This is a genomic window from Bizionia sp. M204 (assembly GCF_023205095.1).
In the GTDB taxonomy this organism is placed as follows: Bacteria; Bacteroidota; Bacteroidia; order Flavobacteriales; family Flavobacteriaceae; genus Algorimicrobium; species Algorimicrobium hallyeonense.
The window spans coordinates 3,302,810-3,328,335 of the sequence record NZ_CP046242.1; the positions used below are offsets into that span (position 1 = coordinate 3,302,810).

Consider the following 25,526-nt stretch of genomic DNA (forward strand, 5'->3'; position numbering starts at 1 on the left):
AATTACCAATTTATTGGTTATTTTAGCAAGCAGTAATAAATAGATAACTATGGAACCTAAAAAAAATCCGAAAGCAAACGTTGGTAGAAACAGCTCACTGTTCTTTGCCATTGGTTTAGCATTAATGTTGTTTTTAACAAACTATGCTATTAACTATAAAACCTATGATAAAGAATTGATAGATATCGGTACTTTAGATATGGGAGAAGAGTTGGAAGAAGAAGTTCCAATTACTGAAACCATTGCTACGCCACCACCACCACCGCCACCACCTGCAGCGCCAGAAGTGATTGAGATTGTGGAAGATGATGAAGAGGTTGAAGAAACCGTAATCGAATCAACAGAAACAAGTCAAGAAGAAGAAATTGTTGAAATTGAAGAGGTTGAAGTAGAAGAGGTAGAGGAAATAGAGGAAGTTCCGTTTGCAGTTATTGAAAATGTGCCTGTTTTCCCAGGTTGTGAAAGTGGAAACAATGAAGCTAAAAAAGCCTGTATGAATAAAAAGATGAATGATTTCATCGCGAAAAAATTCAACACAGATTTAGCGCAAGAATTGGGATTATCCGGAATTCAACAAATTCGCGTTTTCTTTAAAATTGATAAAAATGGTGATATTGTAGATGTAAAAGCAAGAGCACCACACCCAAGTTTAGAAAAAGAAGCTATGCGTGTAATTGGTTTGTTACCTAAAATGAAGCCAGGAAAACAACGTGGAAAAGCGGTAAGAGTACCTTACTATTTACCAATAAAGTTCCAAGTTCAAGATTAAGCAAAACTGCTTTTTTATATAAAATTAAAATCCCGTTACTATTTTAGTAACGGGATTTCTTTTTTGGTATGCTTATTGCTTTTTTAACATAATATTAACTTGCTTGCCATTAGGCAGGCATCTAAACTGTAGTATTATGAACTTTTTAAACAAAAAGAAAGTCAACACTCTGCAAAGTGTTCCTTCCGTAAAAAAACATCATAAGCATGATGTAAATTTACAAAAAAACGCAACCATTTACTTTCAGGTGGGTTTAATTCTCTGTCTGCTCGTTGCCTATGGCTTGTTGGAAATGAGTTTTCAAACGGTGGACCGAACGCTTCCAGAAATGGGGGTTGTAAATGAACCACCCACTGAATTTTCCATGAATAGTTTTCAGGTTTACAAAGAACCGATAGAGGAACCCGTTGTTGAAAAAAAGAAATCACCAACAGATTCTCCAGAATTAGAAGTGATAAGTAATACGGACACTTCAGCCGAAACTACTGACACTTTTTTAAGTCATGATTCCTCTAACGAAAAACCGGATTTAGATGCAGGTGATGTACATATTGTTGAAGTTCCTGAAGATCCAATTAATATTATGTTAGTGGAAAAAGTGCCTGTTTTCCCTGGATGTGAGTCGGCAACAAACAACGATCAACGTCGCGCATGCCTAAATGCTAAAGTAAGCAACTTTGTAAAAAATCAATTTAATACAGATAGGGGACAAAATATTGGCCTTCAAGGAGTGCAAAAAATTTATGTTAATTTTAAAATTAATAAAAATGGCGACATAGAAATTTTACAAACACGAGCACCACATGTAAATTTGGAAGAAGAAGCGCAGCGTGTTGTAAATAAACTCCCTAAAATGAAACCAGCACAACATGGTAATAAAAGTGTAGATGTGCTTTATACCCTGCCCATTGCTTTTAAAGTCGAATACTAATTGCCATAATTTATGTATAGGAATGCCGTTATTATAGAAGCTATGATAACGGCTTTTTTATAGGCGTATTATTAAAAAAATAGTATCTTTCAACACTCATAAATCCATACTTAATGAACATAAAGAACTCCTGTATTATTCTGCTTCTTTTACTTCAATGTAGCATTTTTGCACAAACAAATAAATTTTACGAAAAACCACCCGTTTTTCCAGATTGTGAATCGGAAGATATCCATACGCTTCAAACCTGCTTTGATAATCAAGTTTTTAATAATGTATTTAACAACTTTAAAGTTCCTGATGTAGTTTCGGAAGAAAACTATCAGGGTGATGTGGTTATTTTATTCGAAGTTGATAAAGAAGGAACTTTCAGAGTTATTTATGTAGATGCGATTTACGCGGAACTGAAGGATGAAGCCAAACGTGTTTTTGATGCGTTTCCAAAAATTAAACCAGCAACCTACAATAGTAATCCAACTTTCAGACAGTATTCTTTCGCTTTAAAAATTCCATTGGTGCAACAAACTGTTGTTACCAAAGATTTGTCAAAAGATGAAGAAATGGCCGAATTAGAACGTGGTGCTAAACAGGAATATGATAGTGTAAACGCCAATTTAAAACCGTTTTCTAATAAGGAATATACCAGTCAATTAAACATTCCCTTTACGCATGAATATTATTCGCGTTTTGGAAGAAATATTAATTTAGTAGGAACAAACAGTCATACAAGTTCTAAACCTTATATGTATGAAGATGTTTCAAAATATTACGATTTTGAAGCAGAAAAGGACGCTTTGGCGAAAAACAAATCCTCATTTGCGGGACGAAAACTTTGGAATGAACGTCTAGTTCGTGTGGAAGGAAAGGACTATTGGTTTGCTGTAGATCCTATTTTCGATTTTCAAGTTGGAAAAGATACCGAAGCCGATTTCAGTTCAACCTATAATAATACACGAGGTGTAAACATTCAAGGAGGTTTAGGAAAAAAGTTTAGTTTTTATGCGTCTGTCTTTGAAAGTCAAGGGCGTTTTGCAGAATATTATAATCAATATGCCGAATCTATTAAGGCAGCAGATGAAGTTGCTATTATCCCTGGACGAGGTATAGCAAAACGTTTTAAAAAAGACTCTTATGATTATCCCGTGGCCGAAGCATATGTGTCTTTTACACCTGTGAATTTTTTTAATGTTCAATTCGGTCAAGGTAAAAACTTCATTGGTGATGGTTATCGCTCATTATTTACGAGTGATGTAGCTAGTCCAAATCCGTTTTTAAAGTTAAATACCACGTTTTGGAAAATAAAATACACCAATACATGGATGTGGTTAAAAGATTCAAGACCAGATGTAATTGATCCGGAAGGTGCGTATTTAAGCAAATATATGGCAACGCATTTTTTAAGTTGGAATGCTACCAAGCGTTTAAATATTGGCTTTTTTGAATCGGTTATTTGGGCAAAATCTGATAATCGCGGATTTGATGTTAGTTATTTAAACCCTATTATTTTTTACCGTGCCATTGAGTTTGAAACCGGGCAAGATGCTGGAAATGCTGTTATGGGATTATCCGCTAAATACAAGCTTAATGATAATATGAACCTATATGGTCAGTTTATTTTAGATGAATTTTCCTTATCCGATATGACTGGTGGAAATAAAAGCTGGAAGAATAAATATGGCTATCAATTAGGAATAAAATATTATGAAGCCTTTAAAGTAAAAAACCTAATGTTACAGGCAGAATATAATCGTGTGCGTCCTTATACGTATTCTCATAATACGGTTGTGTTAAACTATGGACATAACAATCAAAGTATGGCGCACCTTTGGGGAGCTAATTTTAGCGAATTGGTATTAATTGGCCGTTACCATTATAAACGTTGGTTTGGAAATGCTAAACTGGTAATGGGTGAGCGTGGTATGGACTTTAATAATGGTGTAGATAACTTTAGTTATGGAGGTGATATTTACCGCGACTATAACGAAAGACCTTATGATAATGGTGTTACCGTAGGACAAGGAAACAAGTCAACGACTATGTTTGCTAATTTGCAAGCGGGTTATTTAATAAATCCAGCGACAAATTTAAAGTTGTTTGCAGATGTTACTTTCAGGAACTTTAATCCAGATACCGTAAATGCAACAACTTTTAAAAGTAATACGGTTTGGTTTAATATCGGAATTCGAACGGATTTATTTAATTGGTATTTTGATTTGTAGAATTAACTTTTCAAGGTATCTTTGCACTCGCAATAAACGCGTAAAAAGCAACCCATTACTTTGAGTAAGCAAGCCACTTTACCGGTTAAACATTCTATACTTTCTGATTTTAAAGAAATCACGAAAATGCGCTTATCATTAAGCGTCGTATTTTCTTCAATTGCAGGTTATCTTTTGGGTGCCGAAACAGTGGACTTTACAACACTTTTTTTATTAGCTTTAGGTGGTTACTTTATGGTAGGTGCTTCAAATGCATTCAATCAAATTATTGAAAAAGATTTGGATGCCTTAATGGATCGTACAAAAAACAGACCTGTTGCGGCTGGACGTATGTCTGTAAATGTTGCGTTTACAATTGCTTGTCTTTTTACTGTTTTAGGAATTGGCATATTGTATTCAATCAATCAGCAAACAGCCATGTTTGGAGCCATCTCCATCTTTTTATATACCTGTGTTTACACACCTTTAAAAACAAAAACGCCTTTATCTGTTTTTGTTGGAGCTATTCCTGGAGCTATTCCATTTATGTTGGGTTGGGTAGCGGCAACAAACGACTTTGGTATTGAACCAGGGACCTTATTCGCCGTGCAGTTTTTTTGGCAGTTCCCACATTTTTGGGCTATTGGGTGGTTTTTATTTGACGATTATAAAAAAGGGGGGTTTTTCATGCTCCCAACTGGAAAGCAGGATAAAGGTACAGCCAAACAAACCATTATGTACACGGTGTGGACCTTGCTGGTGTCCATTGTCCCGGTATTTGGCTTTACAGGAAAATTACAATTGTCTGTAGTGGCAGCTGTAATTGTTTTCATATTAGGATTAGGCATGTTGTATTATGCTATTCAACTTTATAAAAAAATGAGTGTACAAGCAGCTAAGGAACTTATGTTATCAAGTGTGTTTTACATAACCTTATTACAAATAGTCTACGTTGTAGACAAATTTATTAGATAACCATGGATTTAACCCAAGGAACTTTAGAAGAGAAGAAAGGCAGAGCAAAAAAAATGATGCTTTGGTTTGGTATATTATCATTAATTATGTCATTCGCCGGTTGGACTAGTGCATTTGTTGTAAGTAGTACAAGGCCCGATTGGGCATCAGATTTTCAACTGCCTCAAGCGTTTTTAATCAGTACTATTGTTATTGTAATTAGTAGTATTACAATTTGGATGGCCAAACGCAGTATGTCTCAAAGCAATCAGCAAATGACAACTGTTTGGTTGTTAACCACATTTTTTTTAGGCATCGTTTTTATTTATAATCAATTTGTAGGCTTCCAGCAAATTATAGAATTAGGCTATAATTTTACAGGGCCAACCAGTAATATTACCATGAGTTATATTTATTTGATAGCTGTGGTGCATATTTTACACGTAGCTGTAGGGTTAATCTGCCTGTTGGTCGTAATTTATAATCATTTTAAACAGAAGTATACTTCCAACCAAATGTTGGGTATTGAATTGATCGCAACATACTGGCATTTTGTAGATTTACTTTGGGTCTATCTATTTTTATTCCTATATTTCGTAGGTTAAATTACGCCAGTAATAGCGTGACCAAAAACCCGTATTATTTATTATCTTCATAATGAGTCCAAAATTTTAGAGTGGATGTTTCTTTAAAAAGATAAATTGATTATTTTTGTGCAACTTTTATTAACTAAACCAGACATATGAGTACTACAGTTGTAAAAACTGGAACAGAAGGTAAAACCTGGGGTGGCGGAAACGATCCACTAAAAGCAAGTTATGGTAAAATGATGATGTGGTTCTTTATCGTATCAGATGCCTTGACGTTTTCAGGATTTTTAGCAGCCTACGGATTTTCCAGATTTAAATTTAGTCAATCATGGCCAATTGCCGATGACGTTTTTACCCACGTTCCATTCTTGCATGGTCAAGAATTACCAATGATTTATGTAGCGTTCATGACGTTTATCTTAATCATGTCCTCTGTAACAATGGTTTTGGCTGTTGATGCGGGTCATAAAATGAATAAGGCCAAAGTAACACTTTACATGTTTTTAACGGTTATTGGAGGTCTTATATTCTTGGGTTCTCAAGCTTGGGAATGGTCAACGTTTATTAAAGGGGATTACGGTGCTGTTGGAACGCATGGTGGTAACATCATCCAGTTTGTAGATACCGATGGTAATCGTGTTGCATTGAAAGATTTTGCTATTGCACAACCTTCTAGTCGTGAACAGCATAAGCGAAAAAATGGGCTTTGGTTTACGAGTGAAAGAGATTTACCTAGCTTTACCTTTAACGAAGTAGTTGCCGGTTTTGAAGCAAACCCTAATATATTAGTTAAAACAACATATTCCGATGAGAATGGTAAAAAAATCATCTTATCTAGAAATGAATCATTAACTGAATTAAAAACTAAAGGAAAAAATGTTGTTGAAGGTGCTAACTTAATTCAAAATGAGTACGGCCCACCGTTATTTGGTGATTTCTTCTTCTTCATTACAGGATTCCACGGATTTCACGTATCTATTGGTGTTTTATTAAATATCATTATTTTCTTTAATGTTATTTTAGGTACGTATGAACGTAGAGGAAGTTACGAAATGGTTGAGAAAGTTGGTCTTTATTGGCACTTCGTAGATTTAGTATGGGTATTTGTATTCACATTCTTCTACCTTGTTTAATTATAGATAATACAGTTAAAATGGCAGACGCACATAAATTAGAAATATTTAGAGGGTTAGTTAAGTTTAAATCTAACACCCAAAAAATATGGGGAGTATTAATACTACTGACCATAGTTACAGCAATAGAGGTAGTTTTAGGTATTTATAAACCTGAAATGTTGATGGCTAAAGTTTTAGGCATGAGTCTCTTAAACTGGATTTTTATTATTTTAACTATAGTAAAAGCTTATTATATTACTTGGGATTTCATGCACATGCGTGATGAAACAGCAGCATTCAGAAGAATGTGTGTTTGGACCGGTGTGTTTTTAATATGTTATATATTATTCATCCTCCTTCAAGAAGGTGGTTATGTAGAGAGTATATTTACAAATGGCTTTGTAAAACACGATTTTTAATATAAGTTAAATGTTCTACAAAAGGCGGTTTTTAAACCGCCTTTTTTTATTTTTGCACTATGAGAAAGCAGCAAATAAAAAGGAATCTTATTTTGGGAATTTTATTTTTTCTACCAGTCATGTTTGTATTGGTACTTTCCCTTTCTGAAGACAATTATAACCCTTTGGATATCATTAACGAAAATGTTGCTGAACTACCTCCAAATGCAGAAAACATTGTTCTTCAAGATCATATTACCGTATTAGCCTTTTTTGGAAATAAACCTTTGGATATGGCAATTGCAGCCTCCAATCTTAAGGAGCTAGTTTACGATAAATTTAAAGGCTTCAAAAAATTTCAAATTGTTGTGTTGGTTCCAAATGGTTCTGAAGCAGAGTCAGAGGAATTGTTTAGAGAAATAGCACGTTATGAAGATTTACGGTTTTGGCATTTTGTTCATTTGGAGGAAGCGGCTATTCAGAAAACCTTTAATAGCTTAAAAGCATCCTTCAGTTTATCAGATAATGTAGCTACAGATAATGTGTTTCTTATAGATACCGAGCGTCATCAGCGTGGTCGTCTGGATGATAGAACAGATCAGGAAAAAGGAAAAAATGCAGCTATTTATGGTTTAGATGCTTACAATTGCATTCAAGTAGCTGTTATAAAAAATAAAATGAGTGCCGAAGATTTACGTGTTCTTTTTACTGAATACCGTCAAAAACGTAAAGGTAATTTCGACTCGGAAACACGTCGCGCTAACGAATTAAAACCTACAAGTCATGAGCAAAAAAGCTAATTATTCTTATGTTGGTATCGCCTTTGTAATTCTAATTTTTGGAATTTGGTTTGTACCACGAATAGTAGATCGTATAACCAAAGGCGATACCGTAAGAAATGATACCAGGAGCGAACCAATTTCTAAAACGAATTTCTCTAAAGACGAATCGTCAGATCTTGTTTTTATAAATATTAATGGAACACCTAAAAAGGTACCTGCTTTCAGTTTTACCAATCAACATGGCGAAACCATTACAGAACAAGATTATTTAGGGAAAGTATATTTGGTTGAATTCTTTTTTACTACTTGTCCAACCATATGTCCAAGAATGAATAAGAATTTGGTTCAAATTCAAAATAAATTTGAAGGAATTGAAGATTTTGGTGTGGCATCCTTTACAATTATGCCTAAAGTGGATACACCAGAAGTACTTAAAGCGTATGCTGAAGAATATGGTATTACCAATCCAAATTGGAATTTAATGACAGGCGATCAAGATGCTATTTTTGAATTGGCAAACATAGGTTTTAATATTTATGTTGGCGAAGATGAAACCGTTGAAGCGGGTTTTGAGCATTCTGGTAATTTCGCATTAATAGATAAAAATGGTTTTATCCGATCTAGACAGGATGATTTTGGGAATCCAAAAATTTTCTATTCAGGTATTATCAGTGAGGAGGAAAAGGTTGATGAAGACGGACAAAAAGAAGAAATAAGCATGTTGAAAACTGATATTGCTAAATTGTTGAAAGAATAATGAATCAGAACTTAAAAACAAACCAAAAATATAATAAGTGGATTATAGTTCTCTCTATTGTTGTGCCGCTTGTAGTAGCAGTTTTATTTGGGGTTAAAATACCAAATGTGGAGCCTCTTATGTTTTTGCCTCCAATTTATGCTACCACAAACGCTATAACTGCCTTTGTTTTGGTCGCTGCATTTTGGGCCATAACCAACGGTAAAATTAAACTGCATGAAAAACTCATGAAGTTTGCTATTTTACTTTCGGTTGCTTTTTTATTAATGTATATGGCGTACCACATGACGAGCGATTCAACTAAATACGGAGGCGATGGCGTTATGAAATATGTGTATTATGTTATTTTAATTTTACACATCATTTTGTCTGTTGCCGTTATTCCGTTTGTGTTAATAACCTATGTGCGTGCTATTACTAATAATATTGAGCGTCATAAAAAAATAGCACGCATTACATTTCCACTTTGGTTGTTTGTGGCCGTTTCGGGTGTGGTAGTTTTTATTATGATTTCACCCTATTATGTTTCTTAAATATATAATCACATGAAAAAAGCATTCATTATCACCGGAATATTAATGTTGTTTTTCACATTGCCAGCCGAAGCACAATGTGCCATGTGTCGTGCGGTTTTGGAAAGTGAAGAAGGTCAAGCTCAAGCCGAAGGTATCAACAATGGAATTGTGTATCTCATGGCTGTGCCTTATATTTTAGTTGGTGGAATCGGTTTTCTTATATACCGTAATTATAGATCTAAAAAGAACTAAATGCGTTTCATATTAGGTGTTTTTTGGGTTTTAATTAATTTTCAAACTCTCAATGCCCAAATTCTGTATGGAACCATTTCAGACAGCCTTTCAAAAAAAACACTTGCGTATGCTAATTTGAGTGTTTTAAATTCAAAATACGGGACATCTACAGATAGTTTGGGGAATTTTGTACTCCATTTAAAAAAACACCCCAATGATACCTTATTTATTTCTATGCTGGGTTATCAGTCTAAAACGATTGCCTTACATCCTTTTTTAAAGGATAGAAATCAATTGGATATATTATTATCTGTTGCAAATATGGATTTGGATAATGTGCTCCTAGTCTATAAGAAAAAGAAGTATTCGGCAACAAAAACTTTAGGTGTTAAACGCAAGAAAGTCAAATATAAATCCTCCGTTCCCATAGGTTATGAACGCAGTATTTTTATTAAAAATGATACTGGAAAAACAGGGAAAGTAACCTCGGTTAGCTTTAAGCTTAAGAAAACACAATCTGATATTTATGATGTTTATCCTGTTTATTTTCGAATTAAATTTTACGAAATAAATAAATCCACCAAAGGTCCTGGCGCCGCAATTTCCTTTAATGATTATGTTGTAAAACCTCTTAATAAAAATCAAACCATTACGCTAGAATTTGAGAATACATTCATTCCTTTTTTAGAATCAGGTATTTTTGTGAGTATTGAAACCATAAATCCCAATCCGGAAAAACCATTGGGAAGTATGTATATTACAACACCTAATTTGCTTATGACTTATGATGATGAACCATTAACCTATTCCAGTTTTCGTGGACAATCGTGGACACATTTAAAGCGCAAAATGAGGTGGAAGGCCTTTGGGAAAACACGTTATTATTATGCAAATCCATTGGTTGAAGTTACCGTACAATTGGAGAAATAATAGCCTAGATATCATTTATTTATAAAAAATTTAACAGCACTTCAAAAGTCTCCGATTAAAATATATTTACTTTTGTTGTAACATTTTTGTGTTTTATAAGTCTTACTTGTAGAATATAATTTAACCAACCAACGTAAATTATGCTAACTATAAGCAAATTGCACAAATCCTATCCTATAGGTGACTCCAGTTTACATGTATTAAAAGGTATTGATCTTTCTGTTAAAGAAGGTGAAATGGTTGCCATTATGGGATCATCGGGTTCTGGTAAATCTACCTTATTAAATATTATTGGTATGTTGGATGAAGCGGACGAAGGTGAGTATATTCTTGATGGTGTTCCCATTAAAAATTTAACCGAAAAAAAAGCAGCAATTTATAGAAACAAGTTTTTAGGATTTATCTTTCAATCCTTTAACCTAATCAATTATAAAAATGCGATTGAAAACGTAGCACTTCCCTTGTATTATCAAGGCATGAAGCGTGCTGAACGTCAAGAATTGGGTATGTTTCATTTGGAAAAGGTTGGTCTTGCCAATTGGGCACACCACTTGCCAAATGAATTGTCTGGTGGACAGAAACAGCGTGTTGCTATTGCACGAGCGTTGGCTGCAAACCCAAAATTACTTCTTGCCGATGAGCCTACAGGTGCTCTAGACACCAAAACATCTTATGAAATTATGGCCTTTATTCAGCAGTTAAATGATGAAGGAAAAACCATATTAATGGTAACGCATGAAGAAGATATTGCCAATATGTGTAAGCGTATTGTCCGTTTAAAAGATGGTGTTATTATGGAAGATGTTTTTGTAGAACAAGTTAGAGCCGAACAATATGTTTGATTTAGATCTTTGGCGTGAGATATTTCAAAGTATCAATAAAAACCGAACGCGAAGTTTGCTTTCAGGATTTACGGTAGCCTTTGCTATTTTACTATTTGCTGTTCTTTTTGGATTAGCTAACGGACTTCAAAATACTTTTTCAGACGCCTTTAATGACGATGCCAATAATTCCATTATGATTTATTCGGGTATGACTACCAAAGCCAATAAAGGACTTCAGGCAGGTAGACGTATTCAGTTTAAAAATGAAGACTATTCCTATGTTAAAGACGAGTTTAAAGATGAAGTTCAATTTATAACCTCTAGAATCTATAGAAATGTAACGGCTACTTTTAGAAACGAAAAAAGTAGTTATTCTGTTCGCGCGGTTCACCCGGATCATCAATATTTAGAAATGACCATAATGGATCAAGGACGATACATTAATGAGTTGGATGTTCAAAACCACACTAAAGTGGCTGTTATAGGTCGTTTGGTTGAAGAAGATTTATTTTTAAGAACAACCGCTTTAGGAAAATATATTAATCTAGATGGTATTCCGTATAAAGTAGTTGGTGTTTTCTCGGATGATGGCGGCGATAATGAGGAACGCTTAATTTATATGCCCATTTCCACCGCACAACGGTTATATGGTAATACAGATTATGTAGATCAAATTAACTTGACCTATAATCCTGAAATGAATTACGACCAAGCCATTGCGTTTGGTAGAACACTTACTAATAAAATGAAAAACCGCTTTGATGTTGCGGAAACCGATCAGCGTGCAATTCGTATTCAAAACATGGCGGAAGGTACCAAAGCTGTGGGGCAAATGACAACCGCCTTAGGATTTATCATTTTCGTAATTGGTTTTGGAACCTTAATAGCAGGTGTCGTTGGTATTAGTAATATAATGATTTTTATTGTAAAAGAACGTACCAAGGAAATTGGCATTCGTAAAGCATTAGGCGCTACACCACGATCTATTGTATCTATTATTTTAATAGAATCTATTTTAATTACTGCCATTGCAGGTTATGTTGGCTTGTTATTAGGTGTCGGTGTTTTAGAACTTGCTGCTCCAACGTTGGAAACATATTTTATTAAGGATCCAAGTGTACAACCGTCACTTATTATTGCGGCAACCATTACACTTATTTTAGCAGGTGCAATTGCAGGTTATTTACCAGCTAAAAAAGCATCACAAATTAAACCCATTGTAGCATTAAGAGACGACTAATATGTTTAAATTTTTAACAGATAGAGATACTTGGCAAGAGGTTTTTGATAGTCTTAGTAAAAACAAACTACGATCTATCTTAACCATGGTAGGTGTTTGGTGGGGAATTCTCCTACTTATTGGTCTTCTTGGTTCTGCCAGAGGATTAGAGAATGCATTTAATCGTTTGTTTGGCGATTTTGCTACGAACAGTGTATTCGTTTGGGCACAAAGCACTAGCAAACCTTTTCAAGGCTTTCAAGAAGGAAGACAAGTAAAGTTGACATTAACGGATGCTAAAAAAGTAGAAGAGAATGTAGAAGGTATTGAATTTGTAGTACCAAGAAGCCAAAGCCAAGCCATGGTGGTTCGGAATTTCCTTTCGGGAACCTTTGGTATAAATGGGGATTATCCTTTATTAGATAAAGTGCAGAAGAAAAAGTTAATTCACGGTCGCTTTATCAATCAAAACGATATAGATGCGAATAGAAAAGTTGTAGTCATTTCAGAAGATGTTTATAAACAACTATTTGAAAAGGATGTACAGGCAATTGGCGAGTTGATTCAAATTAACAGTATGAACTTTATGGTGATTGGTGTATTTGAAGTTGGTAATATGAATATGGGGCCATCAACGGATATGCATATTCCGTTTACCACCTTTCAGCAAATTTATAACCGTGGTGAAAACATCAGTTGGATGATGATTACTGGGAAACCGGAATACAACATCAAACAAATTGAAGAAGACGCAAAGCTCATTTTAAGAAATTTAAATAACGTGCATCCGGAAGATAAACGTGCCTTTGGAAGTTTTAATTTAGGTAAAGAGTTTGCAAAAATGACGGGTTTTCTTTCTGGTATGCAATTTTTGACATGGTTCGTAGGTATTGCAACCCTTATTGCAGGTGTTTTTGCCATTGGTAATATTCTATTAATTACCGTCAAAGAACGCACCAAAGAAATTGGTGTCCGCCGTGCACTAGGAGCCACGCCTTACGAAATAAAACGACAGATTTTAGTAGAAGCCGTTTTCATCACTTTACTGGCGGGATTCTTTGGGATTATTAGTGGTGGATGGATTCTGATAGCATTAGATGCCGCATTTGGGCAAGGTCCAGACGCAACCATGGTAAATGCATCTGTTTCCATTTCAGTTGTATTTATAGCCTTGCTCATTTTAGTTGTTTTAGGCACTTTAATCGGATTAATTCCAGCATTTAAAGCCACTAGTATTAAACCTATAGAAGCATTACGCGAAGAATAAATAAGTAAAATTTAGATATTATAAAACCAACCGATCAATTAAAATAATAAACACAATCAAATGAATAAAGCAGTAAAAATCATCATTGGCATCGTAGTCCTAGTACTATTTGTTTGGGTAATTAAATACTTTAAAGACTCCAATTCTAAAGCTATTGAAGAATTTAAAACAGAAACACCGTTTTTCACCTCTATAAAAACAAAAGTGGTTGCCACAGGGAAATTAAACCCAGAAGAAGAAATTGAATTGAAACCGCAAATAGCTGGAATTATTGATAAAATTTTGGTTGAAGAAGGTGACGTTGTTAAGAAAGGCGATTTAATAGCTAGAATTCGCGTGGTACCAAACGAACAAAGTTTAGTAAGTGCAAGAAGTCGCATTAATAGCGCACAATTATCTTTTGATAATTCCAAAACCTTATACGACAGAAATAAAGCCCTTTTTGAAAAAGGTGTTATTTCAAAACAAGATTTTGAAAACAGTGAGTTGTCCTTAAACCAAGCAAATGAATCTTTACGTCAGGCTCAAAATGACTTTCAAATTATCAAACAAGGTTCCTTATCGGGAGGTGGTTCTGCCAACACCAATATTGTAGCACAAATTCCTGGAACTGTTTTAGAAATTCCGGTACGTGAGGGAGATCAAGTAATTGAATCTAATAGCTTTAATGCAGGAACAACCATTGCTACCATTGCAGATATGAGTAAAATGATTTTCGAAGGAAAAGTTGATGAATCTGAAGTAGGAAAACTAGAAGAAGGGAAAGATATTATTGTGGTTCTTGGCGCTATTAATCAACAAGAATTTCCATCTAAATTAACGTTTGTAGCGCCAAAAGGAATTGAAGAAAATGGTGCAGTTCAATTTACTATTAAAGCAGACGTAGAAGTTAATCCGTCTGTAAAAATTAGGGCTGGTTACAGCGCTAATGCAGAAATTGAAATGGAAAGTAAAGATAGCGTAATGGTTGTAAAGGAAGCCTTATTACAATTTAATCGTTTTACGGAAAAGCCATTTGTAGAAGTTCAAAAAGAAGATGGTACCTATGAAGAGAAATATGTTGAGTTAGGTATTTCAGATGGAATAAATGTTGAAATTACTGAAGGTGTTTCAGAAACTGATAAAATAAAAGTTTGGAATAAAGCAAAAGAAGATAACAATGATGAAGATTAATAAAGTACTAACCCTTTCGTTTTTAACGGTTGTTTTTTCTGTTAGTTCATATGCTCAAGAAAAAGTATGGACGCTGGAAGAATGTGTAAACTACGCCTTGGAAAACAATATTGCAATTCAAAAAGGCGCTAATACCTTACTTATTAATGAGGAGGATATTACTGCAACCAAAGGAAGTTTATTACCGTCACTTAGTGCGAATGCCAATCAGAGTTTAGGATTGGGTAATCAGGAACTTTTTCCTGGGCAGTTTGTAGACAGGACGAGTCATTCCACCAATTTAGGTCTACGAGTAAATCAAACTATTTTTAACGGTTTTAGAAACACAAACTTGCACAAACAAGCATTGTTGAATTTAGATAGAAATCAATTGGAATTAAACCGAATTAAAGATGATATTTCGTTAAATGTCGTTAACTCCTATTTAAATGTGCTCTTTAACAAAGAAAATTTGGAAACGGCGCAAGCGCAAATTGAATTTTCAAGTAAGCAATTAAAGCAAGTTCAAGCATTAGTAGACGCGGGTGTTCAACCACAAGCTAATATTTACGATGTAGAAGCTACATTAAGTAGTGATGAGCAAAATTTAACGGTTGCAGAAAATAATTACACGCTTTCCATTTTAAGTTTGTCTCAACTTTTACAAGTGCCTTTTGAAGGTTTTAAAGTGGAAATTATTGAAGTAGATAGCCCTTCCGCAGCTTTGATGTACACAGATATTCAACCTATTTTAGATTATGCTTATAATAATCGGTATGAAATAAAAGTAGCGGAAAAGAATATTGAATTAGCCGAATTGGATACGGAAATTTCTAAAAGTGGTTTTATGCCAAATGTGGGATTTAGCTATGGTTTTGGTTCTAATGTGTTTTATTCTAATTTAACCGATCAAGAAGCTAGTTTTGGAAATCAATTAAATGATAATAAAGCCCATAGTTTTGTGTTAAGTGTGGGTATTCCTATCTTCTCCCAATTCCAAAATAAGACAGCTGTTGCTAAATCTAAAATTAGAATAGAAAATAGTAAATTAGATTTTGACCAAGCTAAACTAGATTTAGAAGCTAATATCCAACGCGCATTTACGGATGCCAACGCAGCATTAAAAGCTTATGAGGCGGCTCAAAAATCCGTAAGAGCTCAAAAATTAGCATTTCAAAATTCGCAAGAGCGTTATAATTTAGGAACTATGAATACATTTGATTTAGAACAATCACGTATTCAACTTATCAATGCGCAATCGCGATTAATTAATGCAAAATATGATTTTGTATTTAAAACGAAAGTTCTTGATTACTATTTAGGAAAACCTATAACACAATAAAACGGTGGCAATAATATTAAGTATAGAAACAGCAACAACAAATTGTTCGGTCTCTCTTTCAAAAGAAGGAGAGACTTTTGCTTTAAAAGAAGATTATAATAATGGCTTTTCGCATGCGGAACGTTTACATGTTTTTATTAATGACATTCTAAAAGAAAACCATATAGATAAATCGGAAATTGATGCCGTAGCCATTAGTAAAGGTCCTGGGTCTTATACCGGTTTACGCATTGGTGTTTCGGCAGCAAAAGGCTTGTGTTTTGCTTTAAATATTCCGCTGATTAGTGTTTCAACTTTGGAAGCTATGGCGCATCAAGTTAATATAACCAAGGGCATTATCATTCCCATGTTAGATGCCAGACGTATGGAAGTTTACGCCGCTATTTACAATGCAAACTATCAACCTATTCGTGGAATTGAAGCAGAAGTTTTAGATGAAACATCATATGCTGAATTTCTGGATAAAAGTCAGGTTCATTTTATAGGTAATGGTGTTGAAAAAACAAAAGCACTCATTACACATAAAAATGCTGTTTTTATAGAGCACAAGTTACCATCAGCTAATGAAATGGGTGTTTTGGCTTTTAATAAGTACAAAAAAAGCGACACCGAAGATGTCGCTTATTTTGAGCCGTATTATTTAAAAGATTTTGTAGCTATTAAACCAAAATCTAAAAGATAGGTATTAGCCTTCTTTGTGTATTTCCACTTGGTGTGGGTAAGGAATATCAATTCCAGCCGCATCAAGTGCTTCTTTTGTTTGTTCCATAACATCAAACTTAACGGTCCAATAATCTTCTTTCTTAACCCATGCACGTGTAAAGAAATTAATAGAGCTATCCGCTAATTCAGATACATTTACAGCCGTAGCCGGATCTTTCAATACCAATGGATGCGAATTAATTACACCAAAAAGTATTTCTTTGGTTTTCTTAATGTCAGAATCATAACCAACACCAAACGTAAAATCTACACGTCGTGTATCTTCTGTACTATAATTAATAATATTGCCATTTGATAATGCGCCATTTGGAATTATGACTTCTTTATTATCTGTTGTATTTAGTTTAGTCGTAAAAATTTCAATTTCTTTAACGGTTCCACTTTCACCTTGGGCTTCAATAAAATCACCAATTTTAATAGGTCTGAATACCATTAAAAGTACACCGCCCGCAAAATTCCCTAAAGAACCTTGAAGTGCTAAACCAATGGCTAAACCCGCAGCAGCTATAATAGCGGCAAATTGCGCTGTAGGAACACCTAAAGTGCCTAATATGGTAATTACTAATAATATTTTTAAAATAGCATTGATTAAATCTACAAGAAATTTCTTGAGGCTTACTTCATAATGACCTTTATCCATCATTTTTTTGAAACCTTTAAGAATCTTTTTAATAAGCCAAGAACCAACAATCCATATAACAATGGCTCCAATAACTTTTAAACCGTAAGTGGTTACAAATGCAATGCCTTGTTCTATCCAGTAATCTAAATTTTTATCCATAATGTGTTTAGTGAGATTAATTAAGTGACAAACTTAAGTATTATCTCACAGTTCTAAAAATTATAGAAATTTAAAATAATGATTAACAGTTAGATAATAAGTGAGGTATGGTTTGGATTGATGTATGAAACCAAATAGCAAATTTATAGGTGAAAACTACCAATTCCAACGAATAGCATACAAGCTATTAAGAATGGGGCATAAAAAAACGCCCTAAAAAGGGCGTTTCAAATAGTTGTTATTATTTAACCTCGAAGGTTATTTTTATATTCACTCGAAATTCGGTTACGTTATCGCCATTTACAATAGCACTTTGTTCTTTTACATAAACCGAACGAATGTTTTTTACGGTTTTAGATGCTTCCTTAACGGCTTTTCGGGTTGCGTCTTCCCAGCTGGTTTCAGAATTTGATAATACTTCAATAACTTTTAAAATAGCCATAATATTGTTTTTTTAAGTTTGGCTATTAAGTTACTAATTATATTTCGGAATATAAAATTATCCGTTTAAGGCTTCAACTGTTTCCACACGACCTTTAAGCATTTCTTTTAGCATATTTTCAATACCATTTTTCAAGGTAAACGTAGACGATGGACAGCCACTACACGCACCTTGTAGAATAACTTTTACCGTTTTCGTTTCTGGATTGTAGGATTCAAATTGAATATTTCCACCATCACTAGCAACGGCAGGTTTTATATATTCTTCTAAAATGTTTATTATTTCTTTGGACGTATCATCGCGTGATTCATAGGTTTCGTCCAGTTTTTCACTTGTAATATTTAGTACTTCTTGCGCATTAGCATTTACGACTTCCTTACCATTTTCAATAAATGTTCGGATAAATTCGCGTAATTCCATGGTGATAGTTTCCCATTCTGCCATGTCATATTTAGTTACAGAAATGTAATTGTCTTCCATAAAAACACTTTTCACAAACGGAAAATGGAATAGTTCTGTTGCTAATGGCGACACTTTAGCATCGTCTATGGATGTAAATTCATAAGTTGCAGTTACTAATTTTTTATTGGCTACAAACTTAATTACAGCAGGATTAGGTGTGCTTTCCGCATAAACCGTAATCGGTACTTTTTTTACCGTTGTGGTGTCGGTAATTACAACGCCACCCGAATTTAAGTATTCGGTAATTTGTTCTGCAACTTCCTCTTGAACATCAGGCCACTCGACAATATTAAAACGTTCAATAGCTATAAAATTACTTGATATATAAACCTTCTTCACAAAAGGTAAATAAAATAATTGCTGTGCTAAAGGTGAATTTTTAGCATCATCAATATTATTAAATTCAAAGCTTTGGTGCTTGGTTATAAACTGATTAAGTTCAAATTTTACAATTGTATTATTGGAAGTTTCTTGAATGGAAACTGTATATGGATTCATGATAAATATATTTTTTGCAAAAATACTAAAAGAAAACTATAGATATCCATATATTTGAGTTTTAATGCTCGGTAAAATAGAGTTTAAAACTTATCAATTTCATGAAATTTGATAAGGTTTAACTTTTGTAATGGAGTGATAAAAAGTAATTTTTATATATTTGGTCGCGGATTTATAATTTTATTGTAAAAACCGAGTTTTATATAAGGATAAAGATTTAGTGTGGTTTTACCAATCTACCTTGAAAAATATACTATGAGAATGAAAAGGTTTTTTTTAATAGCAGTTGTTGCCTTTTTTACACAGTTTGTAAAAGCCCAAGAAGGACTTCCTATTTATACCGATTATCTAACAGATAACTATTATTTAATTCACCCGTCTATGGCTGGTGTTGCCAATTGTGCTAAAATACGTATGACAGGTAGACAGCAATGGTTTGGCCATGAAAATGCGCCCAAACTATTAACCGTTAGTGCTAATGGTAGAATAGGTGAATCTAATTCTGGAATTGGCGCCATTTTTTACACGGATAAAAACGGATACCACTCGCAAAATGGTGCGTATTTAACGTATGCATACCAATTAATGTTTTCTAGAAATGAAGTAGATTTAAACATGCTTTCTTTCGGTTTAAGTGTTGGAGCTATCCAATATAAATTGGACGAGACAGCTTTCTTAAATGAATTACCAGATCGTATAATTTCAGGAATCGAACAAAGTTCAACCAACTTTAATATTGATTTCGGATTTTCATACTTCTTGTATAATTTCTACGCACATGCTACTGTAAAAAATATTCTAAATAATGAAGGGATTAATAACGATATCGAAATTACTAGTAATTTAAGACGTTATTTATTCTCTACAGGTATTGTTTTAGGGAAGTTTGGTAGTGAATGGACTTATGAGCCATCCATCATGTTTCAATATAAAGATGGTACAAAAGAATCGTCCATTGACATCAATGCGAAAGTTTACAAAGAAATGGATTTCGGAAAGCTTTGGGGAGGTTTATCCTACCGTCGTAGTTTAGATGGTGCCGAATATATTGATGGCGGAAGTGTTAATAGCCAAAAATTACAATATATTTCACCACTTGTAGGTGTTAATTTTAAAGAGTTTATGGTTGCATATACCTATTCATACCAATCAAATTCAGTTGTATTCAACAATGGTGGTTTTCACCAAATAACATTAGGTTATAACTTTGGTTGCAGAAAAGAGCGTTATCACTGTGCTTGTCCGGCAATTAATTAAGACATACAATTCAAATAATTTAAAACTCGGAATAACCTTCCGAGTTTTTTTTATGTTGTTTAATTTTATTTGAATAAAACCCAGAATGTGTGAAAGCCCTATTTTAATTAGGGAATGAATTTAATCAGCTTGTAAACAACACTTTTTAACTTAAAATCTTCACCGTATTTGCAAATACGTATTTTATTATACCGCTTAAAGTACGTAAGTTTATACATGTAAATTTTAATAATGAAATCTTTTTTAACCGCTCTTTTGTTTCTGTTCCTGTACGTCAGTCCCTACATGGTCTATGCGCAGGAAATGTCAACATCATCTAATAGGCAACAAACTGTTTTTACGGTTCGAGGGTCGGTATATGATGCTGAATTTAGTAAGCCCATTCCACAAGTTAATATTGAGGTAAATGGTGGCGCATATACCACAACAAATATGGCTGGTGAATTTAGAATTCAGGCAAAAAGAGGTGATGAATTAGTGATAAGGCATAAAGATTTCCAAACCGTTTACTACACCATAAAAGATAACGAACGCATAAAAATAGAAGTGCGAGCAAATGAGTTAACGTTTGAAGTGCCAAAAATAAATCAAGAGTCAACTTTTAATGCATCTATAGATTCCGCGGAAACCTATTTAAAAACAGATATAGAAAAAAGCTTGCAATTTATTACAGAAGCGCTTTCCAAAAGTCGCTCTATTAACGAAAATTCGCAAGTATATGAAGTTTTAGGTGATGTATATATTCATTGGAAACAATATGATTTAGCAATTAGTAATTATCGCATTAGCCTTCAAAGTGTTAAATCTCATACTGTTCAGTTAAAATTAGCCAAAGCCTATTGGTACAATAAAAGTTACCAAGAAAGTATTGCGACATATCAAAATGTTTCAAAATCTGATTTAAGTAATTGGCAACAGGTTGTTTTACATGAAGGACTTGGTGATACTTATACTAGTATTCATGATTATCCAAAGGCTTTAAAGGCTTATAATTCAGCTTTAGAGAAAGCAAATTATTATAAAATAAAAGCCAAAATAACCGATTTAAATTCGAAAATAGCCCAAGTGTTGAGTGAAACTGGGAATAAAAAAGAAGCGGAAGATTACTTTGATAATGCTTTAAAATTAGCCTCTCAAGAAACCGGTTCGCGTGCTGTGGAGGAGAAAGTGAAAGTGGCCGATTTCAAAAATAGAAGTCAAAATTTTTCTGATGAAATTGAACTGCGAAAACAAGCCATACAAGCCATTCAAAATATTGAGTTAGATTCGGCTATTGGTAATGAAAGTGCGTTAACTGTTCAAAAACAAAACTATAAAATTGGCAATGCCTATTATTTAAAAAAGGATTATAATAGCGCTAAAACCTATCTGGAAAAAAGTATAAATGAAGCCAGTGCAAAAAATGATTTAGTGGTTGCCAAGGATGCCAAGCGAAAACTATCAGAGGTTTATAGTAGTTCTGGCGATTATGATAAAGCCCTGGAAACCTACAAGGAATATACAGATCTGGTGGAAACCTTGTATATTAAAAAGGAGCAAGAAATAATTCAAGCGGCACGTTTTAGTAAAGAAATTGCTGAAAAACAAAATCGGATTACCAGTTTGGAATCCGATAGACAATTATCAGAAAGTAAGTATCAATTAACATCAGAACGTAACAAGCGTCAGCAGCTCATAATCTACTCTTTAATTGGAGGATTATTGTTGCTTTTGGTTACGGCTTATTTTATGTATAAATACATTAAACAACAACGTTTGGCAAATAATCTATTAGCTTTAAAATCATTGCGTAGCCAAATGAATCCGCATTTTATTTTTAATGCCTTAAACTCCGTAAATAGTTTTATAGCGGCTAATGATGAGCGAACAGCTAATAGATATTTATCCGATTTTTCCCATCTCATGCGTTCCGTTTTAGAGAATAGTGAAGCTGATTTTATTCCCTTGGAAAAAGAGATTGCCCTGTTGGAGCTTTACACGAAATTGGAGCATTTCCGGTTCCAAGATAAATTTGATTATGAGATAACCATTGCGGATAATGTGGTTGTTTCCGACTTTCAAATTCCACCTATGCTGTTACAACCGTATATAGAAAATGCAGTATGGCATGGTTTACGTTATAAAACAACCAAAGGGTTGTTGTCCATTAGAATCTGTAAAACAAGCGAAACAGAACTAACGATTACCATTTCTGATAATGGTATTGGTCGCGAACGTTCTAAAGAATTAAAAACTGATAATCAGAAAAAGCATAACTCACAAGGCATGAGTAATATTCAAAAACGGGTGTCTATTTTAAATGATATGTATCAGGATAAAGTAGATGTAAGCATTTCCGATTTTCAGGATGAAGAAGATGCAGGAACCCAAGTGATTGTCACATTGAAAAAAGATTGATTATCGCATATTAAGACAACTTAATTTGTAAACAAAAGAATGAGATTCCCAAATCTAAAAAAATAAGAATATGAAACTAAAAGCTATAATAGTCGAAGACGAACATACTAGTCGTGATATTTTAAAAAACTACTTAACACGCTACTGTCCAAATGTCCAGGTTTTAGGTGAAGCAGAAAACGTGGAGGAAGCACTCATTTTAATTAGAAATAACGAACTAGATTTGGTGTTTCTAGATGTGGAAATGCCTTATGGAAATGCCTTCGATTTATTAGAAAAAGTAGGCGATATTAATTTTGAAACCATATTTGTAACAGCCTATAATCACTATGCTATGGATGCGTTAAATGCTCACGCATCGTATTATTTAATGAAGCCAATTTCTATTGATGAATTAATTAAAGCGGTGGATTATGTAACTGAAATTAAACAGAAAGAATCCGCGCTTCAAGATCAGGTTTTAGTCCCTAAAATACAGGTGATTTCAGGAAAAATAACCATACCACAGCAGGATGGGTTTGAAGTCATCAACACAGCAGATATTTTGTATTGCAAAGCCGATGATAACTACACGGAGATTTATTTAAATAATGAGAAAAAGAAATTGGTAAGTAAGACCTTGAAGTATTTTGATGATGCGTTGATGGATAGCCACTTTTCACGCGTGCATAAATCCTATTTAGTAAACGTCAACGAGATTGTAAAGTACGTGAAAGGAAAGGGAGGAAGTGTTGTGTTGAGTAATGGGAAGCAAGTGAGTGTTTCGGCTTCTAGAAAAGCGGAATTGTTGGCTTTTTTTAAATAGAATTCCTGCAAAAGCAGGAAATCGAAGATTCAGAGGAGCTAATCTCATAGCTTTAAATACAGCACTTCAAATTTAACACAACCGTTAACCATTTCAAGCGAAGCGAGAACTAATAGATTTTTTATATCACCCTAGATTTCCAAACCTATCAGGTTTTAGAAACCTTTTAGGTCTTTTAGGCATTTCTCAAAACCATTCAGTAAGAGTAGAAATATTAATCTCAAAAATAATCCTACTTTAGCAATTCATAAAAACGAATACTCAAAACATAATTTATAAAAGCAACATTATTATGCCTGTTATCAAACCCGTAAACGGAAAAGCACCAAACATACCAACTAATTGTTATATTGCCGAAAACGCCACCATTGTTGGCGATGTTTCAATGGGATCAAACTGCAGCGTTTGGTTTAATGCCGTTATTCGTGGTGATGTCCATTATATCAAAATGGGAAATAAAGTTAATGTTCAGGATGGTGCCATTATTCATGCTACGTATCAGAAATCGCCAACCACAATAGGAAACAATGTATCCATAGGTCATAATGCTATTGTGCATGGTTGTACCATTCATGATAATGTGCTTATTGGCATGGGTAGTATAGTCATGGATGATTGTGTTATTGAAAGCAATAGCATTATTGCAGCAGGTGCAGTGGTTACAAAGAATACACATATAGAATCAAATAGCATTTATGCAGGCATTCCAGCTAAAAAAGTAAAGGATATTAGCCAAGAATTAATTTCAGGTGAAATTAATAGAATAGCCGAAAACTACGTGACATATTCGGGTTGGTTTAAAGAGTAGATTCTTAAAAATCCAAATAGGAAATATCATGATTACCACCTAAAAGCGTGGTAATAACCTCTGTACTTGCATTGGTGTTAAATTGCCACTTCCCTTTAGTCATGGAGCTATTTAATAAATTATTCTCTTTTAAAATGAGTTCCGTCTGTTTGGCAACTGCTTCTCCAGAATCAATAATTTTAACCTGCTCTGGCAATAACTCTAATAGCTGTGGAAGTAAATAGGGGTAGTGCGTACAGCCTAACACTAAATAATCAATATTGGCTTTAATCATGGGTTGTAAATAGAGTTTTAATAAGCCAGTCATTTCAGATGAATTTAATTTACCCGATTCAATTAATTGCACTATACCTTCGCCTTCTTGTTCTATAACTTGTATATGCCGACTATATAAATCTGCTGCTTGATGAAATAATTCGCTAGACAAGGTGCCGCGAGTGGCAAGAATACCAATGGCTTTGGTTTTAGTATTTAAAGCTGCTGGTTTAATAGCAGGTTCAATACCTATAAAGGGAATTGGAAATTTTTCGCGAAGTATTTTTATGGAATTGGTTGTCGCGGTGTTGCAAGCCACAACAATGAGTTTGCAGCCTTTGGACATTAGGTGTTCGGTGTTTTTGATACTTAATTGAATAATTTCCTGCTGCGTTTTAGTACCATAGGGCGAGTTTTTACTATCGGCAAGGTAAATGGTATTCTCATGTGGTAAACGCAGGTGGAGCTCGTTCCAAATGGACGTGCCACCAACACCAGAATCGAATATGCCAATGGGTTTTGTGCTCATATATCAAAAATAAAAAAGCCACTTGATATAAGTGGCTTTTTGTAGAATATTTTAAAAAAAGATTAGATACCTAACGCTTTCTTAACATCGTCTAATAAATTTTTACCGTCGGCCATGATAACACCACCACCTTGTGTAGAATCAAGTACATACTCAAAACCTTGAGCTCTTGCTACTTTTAAGATAGCTGCTTTGGCTTTTTCAGTAATAGGCTTTAATAAGTCTACTTCTTTCTTTTGCATGTCTTGTTGCGCAGTACCACGATATTGTTGGATGTTTTGCTCCATAGTTTGAACTTCAATCAAACGTTTTTGGTTTTCTTCATCCGTTTTTGTTGGTGCTTCCGCTTCGTATTGCTTCATTTTATTTTGGTATTCAGTTACCATAGCTTTAATATCAGCTTCATACGTTTTGCCCAATTTTTCCATTTCAGATTGTGCTGTTGACATTTCTGGCATAGATTTAATTAAATCTTGGGTATTAATGTGCGCAACTTTGCTTTGAGCTTGTGTAAAACTGGTTGCTCCAATAAATAATGCTGCTGCAAATAAAAGGGTTTTGAATTGTTTCATTTTAAAAATAGTATTAATGT

Annotated in this window: 27 protein-coding genes; 22 read left to right on the forward strand and 5 right to left on the reverse strand. The window is 34.0% G+C overall.

From position 1 onward, the window contains the following. The first annotated feature begins 49 nt into the window (after positions 1 to 49). From GMA17_RS15070 to tsaB, 18 genes are all read left to right on the forward strand, one after another. The gene (locus tag GMA17_RS15070; RefSeq protein ID WP_248397623.1) at positions 50 to 769 is read left to right on the forward strand and encodes an energy transducer TonB; all 720 of its coding nucleotides are present in this window, start codon (positions 50 to 52) and stop codon (positions 767 to 769) included. Positions 770 to 905: 136 nt separating this feature from the next. Then, positions 906 to 1,700, forward strand: a complete 795-nt coding sequence (locus GMA17_RS15075) for an energy transducer TonB (RefSeq protein WP_248397625.1) — start codon at positions 906 to 908, stop codon at positions 1,698 to 1,700. A gap of 113 nt (positions 1,701 to 1,813) precedes the next feature. Continuing rightward, the gene (locus tag GMA17_RS15080) at positions 1,814 to 3,919 is read left to right on the forward strand and encodes a gliding motility protein RemB (protein WP_248397627.1); all 2,106 of its coding nucleotides are present in this window, start codon (positions 1,814 to 1,816) and stop codon (positions 3,917 to 3,919) included. Between the two features lie 60 nt (positions 3,920 to 3,979). After that, positions 3,980 to 4,873, forward strand: coding sequence for a heme o synthase (gene cyoE / locus GMA17_RS15085; protein ID WP_248397629.1), 894 nt, complete (start codon positions 3,980 to 3,982; stop codon positions 4,871 to 4,873). Between the two features lie 2 nt (positions 4,874 to 4,875). Continuing rightward, the gene (locus GMA17_RS15090; RefSeq protein ID WP_248397631.1) at positions 4,876 to 5,457 is read left to right on the forward strand and encodes a cytochrome c oxidase subunit 3; all 582 of its coding nucleotides are present in this window, start codon (positions 4,876 to 4,878) and stop codon (positions 5,455 to 5,457) included. 137 nt (positions 5,458 to 5,594) lie between these two features. After that, positions 5,595 to 6,575, forward strand: coding sequence for a cytochrome c oxidase subunit 3 (locus tag GMA17_RS15095; protein WP_248397633.1), 981 nt, complete (start codon positions 5,595 to 5,597; stop codon positions 6,573 to 6,575). Positions 6,576 to 6,595: 20 nt separating this feature from the next. Further along, positions 6,596 to 6,976, forward strand: coding sequence for a cytochrome C oxidase subunit IV family protein (locus GMA17_RS15100; RefSeq protein WP_248397635.1), 381 nt, complete (start codon positions 6,596 to 6,598; stop codon positions 6,974 to 6,976). A gap of 92 nt (positions 6,977 to 7,068) precedes the next feature. Continuing rightward, on the forward strand, positions 7,069 to 7,755 hold the full coding sequence (locus tag GMA17_RS15105) for a hypothetical protein (RefSeq protein ID WP_248397637.1): 687 nt from the start codon (positions 7,069 to 7,071) through the stop codon (positions 7,753 to 7,755). Then, positions 7,739 to 8,494, forward strand: coding sequence for an SCO family protein (locus tag GMA17_RS15110; protein ID WP_248397639.1), 756 nt, complete (start codon positions 7,739 to 7,741; stop codon positions 8,492 to 8,494). Before GMA17_RS15105 ends, GMA17_RS15110 begins: the two co-directional genes overlap by 17 nt. After that, positions 8,494 to 9,027, forward strand: a complete 534-nt coding sequence (locus tag GMA17_RS15115) for a DUF420 domain-containing protein (RefSeq protein WP_248397641.1) — start codon at positions 8,494 to 8,496, stop codon at positions 9,025 to 9,027. Before GMA17_RS15110 ends, GMA17_RS15115 begins: the two co-directional genes overlap by 1 nt. A 12-nt stretch (positions 9,028 to 9,039) precedes the next feature. Next, positions 9,040 to 9,261, forward strand: coding sequence for a hypothetical protein (locus GMA17_RS15120; protein ID WP_248397643.1), 222 nt, complete (start codon positions 9,040 to 9,042; stop codon positions 9,259 to 9,261). Continuing rightward, positions 9,262 to 10,173, forward strand: a complete 912-nt coding sequence (locus GMA17_RS15125; protein ID WP_248397645.1) for a carboxypeptidase-like regulatory domain-containing protein — start codon at positions 9,262 to 9,264, stop codon at positions 10,171 to 10,173. Positions 10,174 to 10,313: 140 nt separating this feature from the next. Beyond that, positions 10,314 to 11,015 carry an ABC transporter ATP-binding protein gene (locus tag GMA17_RS15130; RefSeq protein WP_248397647.1) on the forward strand — a complete coding sequence of 234 codons (702 nt, stop codon included), beginning with the start codon at positions 10,314 to 10,316 and terminating at the stop codon, positions 11,013 to 11,015. Further along, on the forward strand, positions 11,008 to 12,237 hold the full coding sequence (locus GMA17_RS15135; protein WP_248397649.1) for an ABC transporter permease: 1,230 nt from the start codon (positions 11,008 to 11,010) through the stop codon (positions 12,235 to 12,237). The genes GMA17_RS15130 and GMA17_RS15135 overlap by 8 nt, the downstream gene beginning before the upstream one ends. Position 12,238: 1 nt before the next feature. Then, entirely contained in the window at positions 12,239 to 13,483 is a 1,245-nt protein-coding gene (locus GMA17_RS15140; protein ID WP_248397651.1) for an ABC transporter permease, read from the forward strand. 60 nt (positions 13,484 to 13,543) lie between these two features. Next, positions 13,544 to 14,656 (forward strand): efflux RND transporter periplasmic adaptor subunit, encoded by a 1,113-nt coding sequence (locus tag GMA17_RS15145; protein WP_248397653.1) that lies wholly within the window; start codon positions 13,544 to 13,546, stop codon positions 14,654 to 14,656. After that, a complete protein-coding gene (locus GMA17_RS15150) occupies positions 14,643 to 15,977 on the forward strand; it encodes a TolC family protein (protein ID WP_248397655.1) in 1,335 nt (444 codons plus the stop codon). The genes GMA17_RS15145 and GMA17_RS15150 overlap by 14 nt, the downstream gene beginning before the upstream one ends. Before the next feature lie 4 nt (positions 15,978 to 15,981). Then, the gene (tsaB, locus tag GMA17_RS15155; protein ID WP_248397657.1) at positions 15,982 to 16,659 is read left to right on the forward strand and encodes a tRNA (adenosine(37)-N6)-threonylcarbamoyltransferase complex dimerization subunit type 1 TsaB; all 678 of its coding nucleotides are present in this window, start codon (positions 15,982 to 15,984) and stop codon (positions 16,657 to 16,659) included. 3 nt (positions 16,660 to 16,662) lie between these two features. Here the strand turns inward: tsaB and GMA17_RS15160 are convergent, their stop codons facing one another. From GMA17_RS15160 to GMA17_RS15170, 3 genes are all read right to left on the reverse strand, one after another. Further along, positions 16,663 to 17,481 carry a mechanosensitive ion channel family protein gene (locus tag GMA17_RS15160; protein WP_248397659.1) on the reverse strand — a complete coding sequence of 273 codons (819 nt, stop codon included), beginning with the start codon at positions 17,479 to 17,481 and terminating at the stop codon, positions 16,663 to 16,665. A gap of 241 nt (positions 17,482 to 17,722) precedes the next feature. Then, positions 17,723 to 17,923 carry a dodecin family protein gene (locus GMA17_RS15165; RefSeq protein WP_092206572.1) on the reverse strand — a complete coding sequence of 67 codons (201 nt, stop codon included), beginning with the start codon at positions 17,921 to 17,923 and terminating at the stop codon, positions 17,723 to 17,725. Between the two features lie 57 nt (positions 17,924 to 17,980). Then, a complete protein-coding gene (locus tag GMA17_RS15170) occupies positions 17,981 to 18,883 on the reverse strand; it encodes a NifU family protein (RefSeq protein WP_248397661.1) in 903 nt (300 codons plus the stop codon). Positions 18,884 to 19,138: 255 nt separating this feature from the next. Between GMA17_RS15170 and GMA17_RS15175 the strand changes: the two genes are divergently transcribed. From GMA17_RS15175 to GMA17_RS15190, 4 genes are all read left to right on the forward strand, one after another. Continuing rightward, positions 19,139 to 20,140, forward strand: a complete 1,002-nt coding sequence (locus tag GMA17_RS15175; protein ID WP_248397663.1) for a type IX secretion system membrane protein PorP/SprF — start codon at positions 19,139 to 19,141, stop codon at positions 20,138 to 20,140. A 231-nt stretch (positions 20,141 to 20,371) separates the two neighbouring features. Beyond that, a complete protein-coding gene (locus GMA17_RS15180; RefSeq protein WP_248397665.1) occupies positions 20,372 to 22,537 on the forward strand; it encodes a histidine kinase in 2,166 nt (721 codons plus the stop codon). 70 nt (positions 22,538 to 22,607) lie between these two features. Next, positions 22,608 to 23,342 carry a LytTR family DNA-binding domain-containing protein gene (locus GMA17_RS15185; protein ID WP_248397667.1) on the forward strand — a complete coding sequence of 245 codons (735 nt, stop codon included), beginning with the start codon at positions 22,608 to 22,610 and terminating at the stop codon, positions 23,340 to 23,342. 292 nt (positions 23,343 to 23,634) lie between these two features. Further along, a complete protein-coding gene (locus tag GMA17_RS15190; RefSeq protein WP_248397669.1) occupies positions 23,635 to 24,150 on the forward strand; it encodes a gamma carbonic anhydrase family protein in 516 nt (171 codons plus the stop codon). 4 nt (positions 24,151 to 24,154) lie between these two features. On the opposite strand, the gene murI is transcribed toward GMA17_RS15190, so the two are convergent. Both murI and GMA17_RS15200 read right to left on the reverse strand, forming a co-directional pair. Next, complete coding sequence (gene murI, locus GMA17_RS15195; protein WP_248397671.1) at positions 24,155 to 24,934, reverse strand: glutamate racemase; 780 nt, start codon at positions 24,932 to 24,934, stop codon at positions 24,155 to 24,157. A 62-nt stretch (positions 24,935 to 24,996) separates the two neighbouring features. Further along, positions 24,997 to 25,506: an OmpH family outer membrane protein gene (locus tag GMA17_RS15200; protein ID WP_066248235.1), complete on the reverse strand. Its 510-nt coding sequence runs from the start codon at positions 25,504 to 25,506 to the stop codon at positions 24,997 to 24,999. Between the last annotated feature and the right edge of the window lie 20 nt (positions 25,507 to 25,526).

Excerpts from the sequence above, each read along its gene's own strand:
- GMA17_RS15070 (WP_248397623.1), top strand. The coding sequence starts at position 50 with ATGGAACCTAAAAAAAATCCGAAAGCAAACGTTGGTAGAAACAGCTCA.
- GMA17_RS15075 (WP_248397625.1), top strand. The coding sequence starts at position 906 with ATGAACTTTTTAAACAAAAAGAAAGTCAACACTCTGCAAAGTGTTCCT.
- GMA17_RS15080 (WP_248397627.1), top strand. The coding sequence starts at position 1,814 with ATGAACATAAAGAACTCCTGTATTATTCTGCTTCTTTTACTTCAATGT.
- GMA17_RS15090 (WP_248397631.1), top strand. The coding sequence starts at position 4,876 with ATGGATTTAACCCAAGGAACTTTAGAAGAGAAGAAAGGCAGAGCAAAA.
- GMA17_RS15095 (WP_248397633.1), top strand. The coding sequence starts at position 5,595 with ATGAGTACTACAGTTGTAAAAACTGGAACAGAAGGTAAAACCTGGGGT.
- GMA17_RS15100 (WP_248397635.1), top strand. The coding sequence starts at position 6,596 with ATGGCAGACGCACATAAATTAGAAATATTTAGAGGGTTAGTTAAGTTT.
- GMA17_RS15110 (WP_248397639.1), top strand. The coding sequence starts at position 7,739 with ATGAGCAAAAAAGCTAATTATTCTTATGTTGGTATCGCCTTTGTAATT.
- GMA17_RS15115 (WP_248397641.1), top strand. The coding sequence starts at position 8,494 with ATGAATCAGAACTTAAAAACAAACCAAAAATATAATAAGTGGATTATA.
- GMA17_RS15120 (WP_248397643.1), top strand. The coding sequence starts at position 9,040 with ATGAAAAAAGCATTCATTATCACCGGAATATTAATGTTGTTTTTCACA.
- GMA17_RS15125 (WP_248397645.1), top strand. The coding sequence starts at position 9,262 with ATGCGTTTCATATTAGGTGTTTTTTGGGTTTTAATTAATTTTCAAACT.
- GMA17_RS15130 (WP_248397647.1), top strand. The coding sequence starts at position 10,314 with ATGCTAACTATAAGCAAATTGCACAAATCCTATCCTATAGGTGACTCC.
- GMA17_RS15135 (WP_248397649.1), top strand. The coding sequence starts at position 11,008 with ATGTTTGATTTAGATCTTTGGCGTGAGATATTTCAAAGTATCAATAAA.
- GMA17_RS15140 (WP_248397651.1), top strand. The coding sequence starts at position 12,239 with ATGTTTAAATTTTTAACAGATAGAGATACTTGGCAAGAGGTTTTTGAT.
- GMA17_RS15145 (WP_248397653.1), top strand. The coding sequence starts at position 13,544 with ATGAATAAAGCAGTAAAAATCATCATTGGCATCGTAGTCCTAGTACTA.
- GMA17_RS15150 (WP_248397655.1), top strand. The coding sequence starts at position 14,643 with ATGATGAAGATTAATAAAGTACTAACCCTTTCGTTTTTAACGGTTGTT.
- GMA17_RS15160 (WP_248397659.1), bottom strand. The coding sequence starts at position 17,481 with ATGGATAAAAATTTAGATTACTGGATAGAACAAGGCATTGCATTTGTA.
- GMA17_RS15165 (WP_092206572.1), bottom strand. The coding sequence starts at position 17,923 with ATGGCTATTTTAAAAGTTATTGAAGTATTATCAAATTCTGAAACCAGC.
- GMA17_RS15170 (WP_248397661.1), bottom strand. The coding sequence starts at position 18,883 with ATGAATCCATATACAGTTTCCATTCAAGAAACTTCCAATAATACAATT.
- GMA17_RS15175 (WP_248397663.1), top strand. The coding sequence starts at position 19,139 with ATGAGAATGAAAAGGTTTTTTTTAATAGCAGTTGTTGCCTTTTTTACA.
- GMA17_RS15180 (WP_248397665.1), top strand. The coding sequence starts at position 20,372 with ATGAAATCTTTTTTAACCGCTCTTTTGTTTCTGTTCCTGTACGTCAGT.
- GMA17_RS15185 (WP_248397667.1), top strand. The coding sequence starts at position 22,608 with ATGAAACTAAAAGCTATAATAGTCGAAGACGAACATACTAGTCGTGAT.
- GMA17_RS15190 (WP_248397669.1), top strand. The coding sequence starts at position 23,635 with ATGCCTGTTATCAAACCCGTAAACGGAAAAGCACCAAACATACCAACT.
- murI (WP_248397671.1), bottom strand. The coding sequence starts at position 24,934 with ATGAGCACAAAACCCATTGGCATATTCGATTCTGGTGTTGGTGGCACG.
- GMA17_RS15200 (WP_066248235.1), bottom strand. The coding sequence starts at position 25,506 with ATGAAACAATTCAAAACCCTTTTATTTGCAGCAGCATTATTTATTGGA.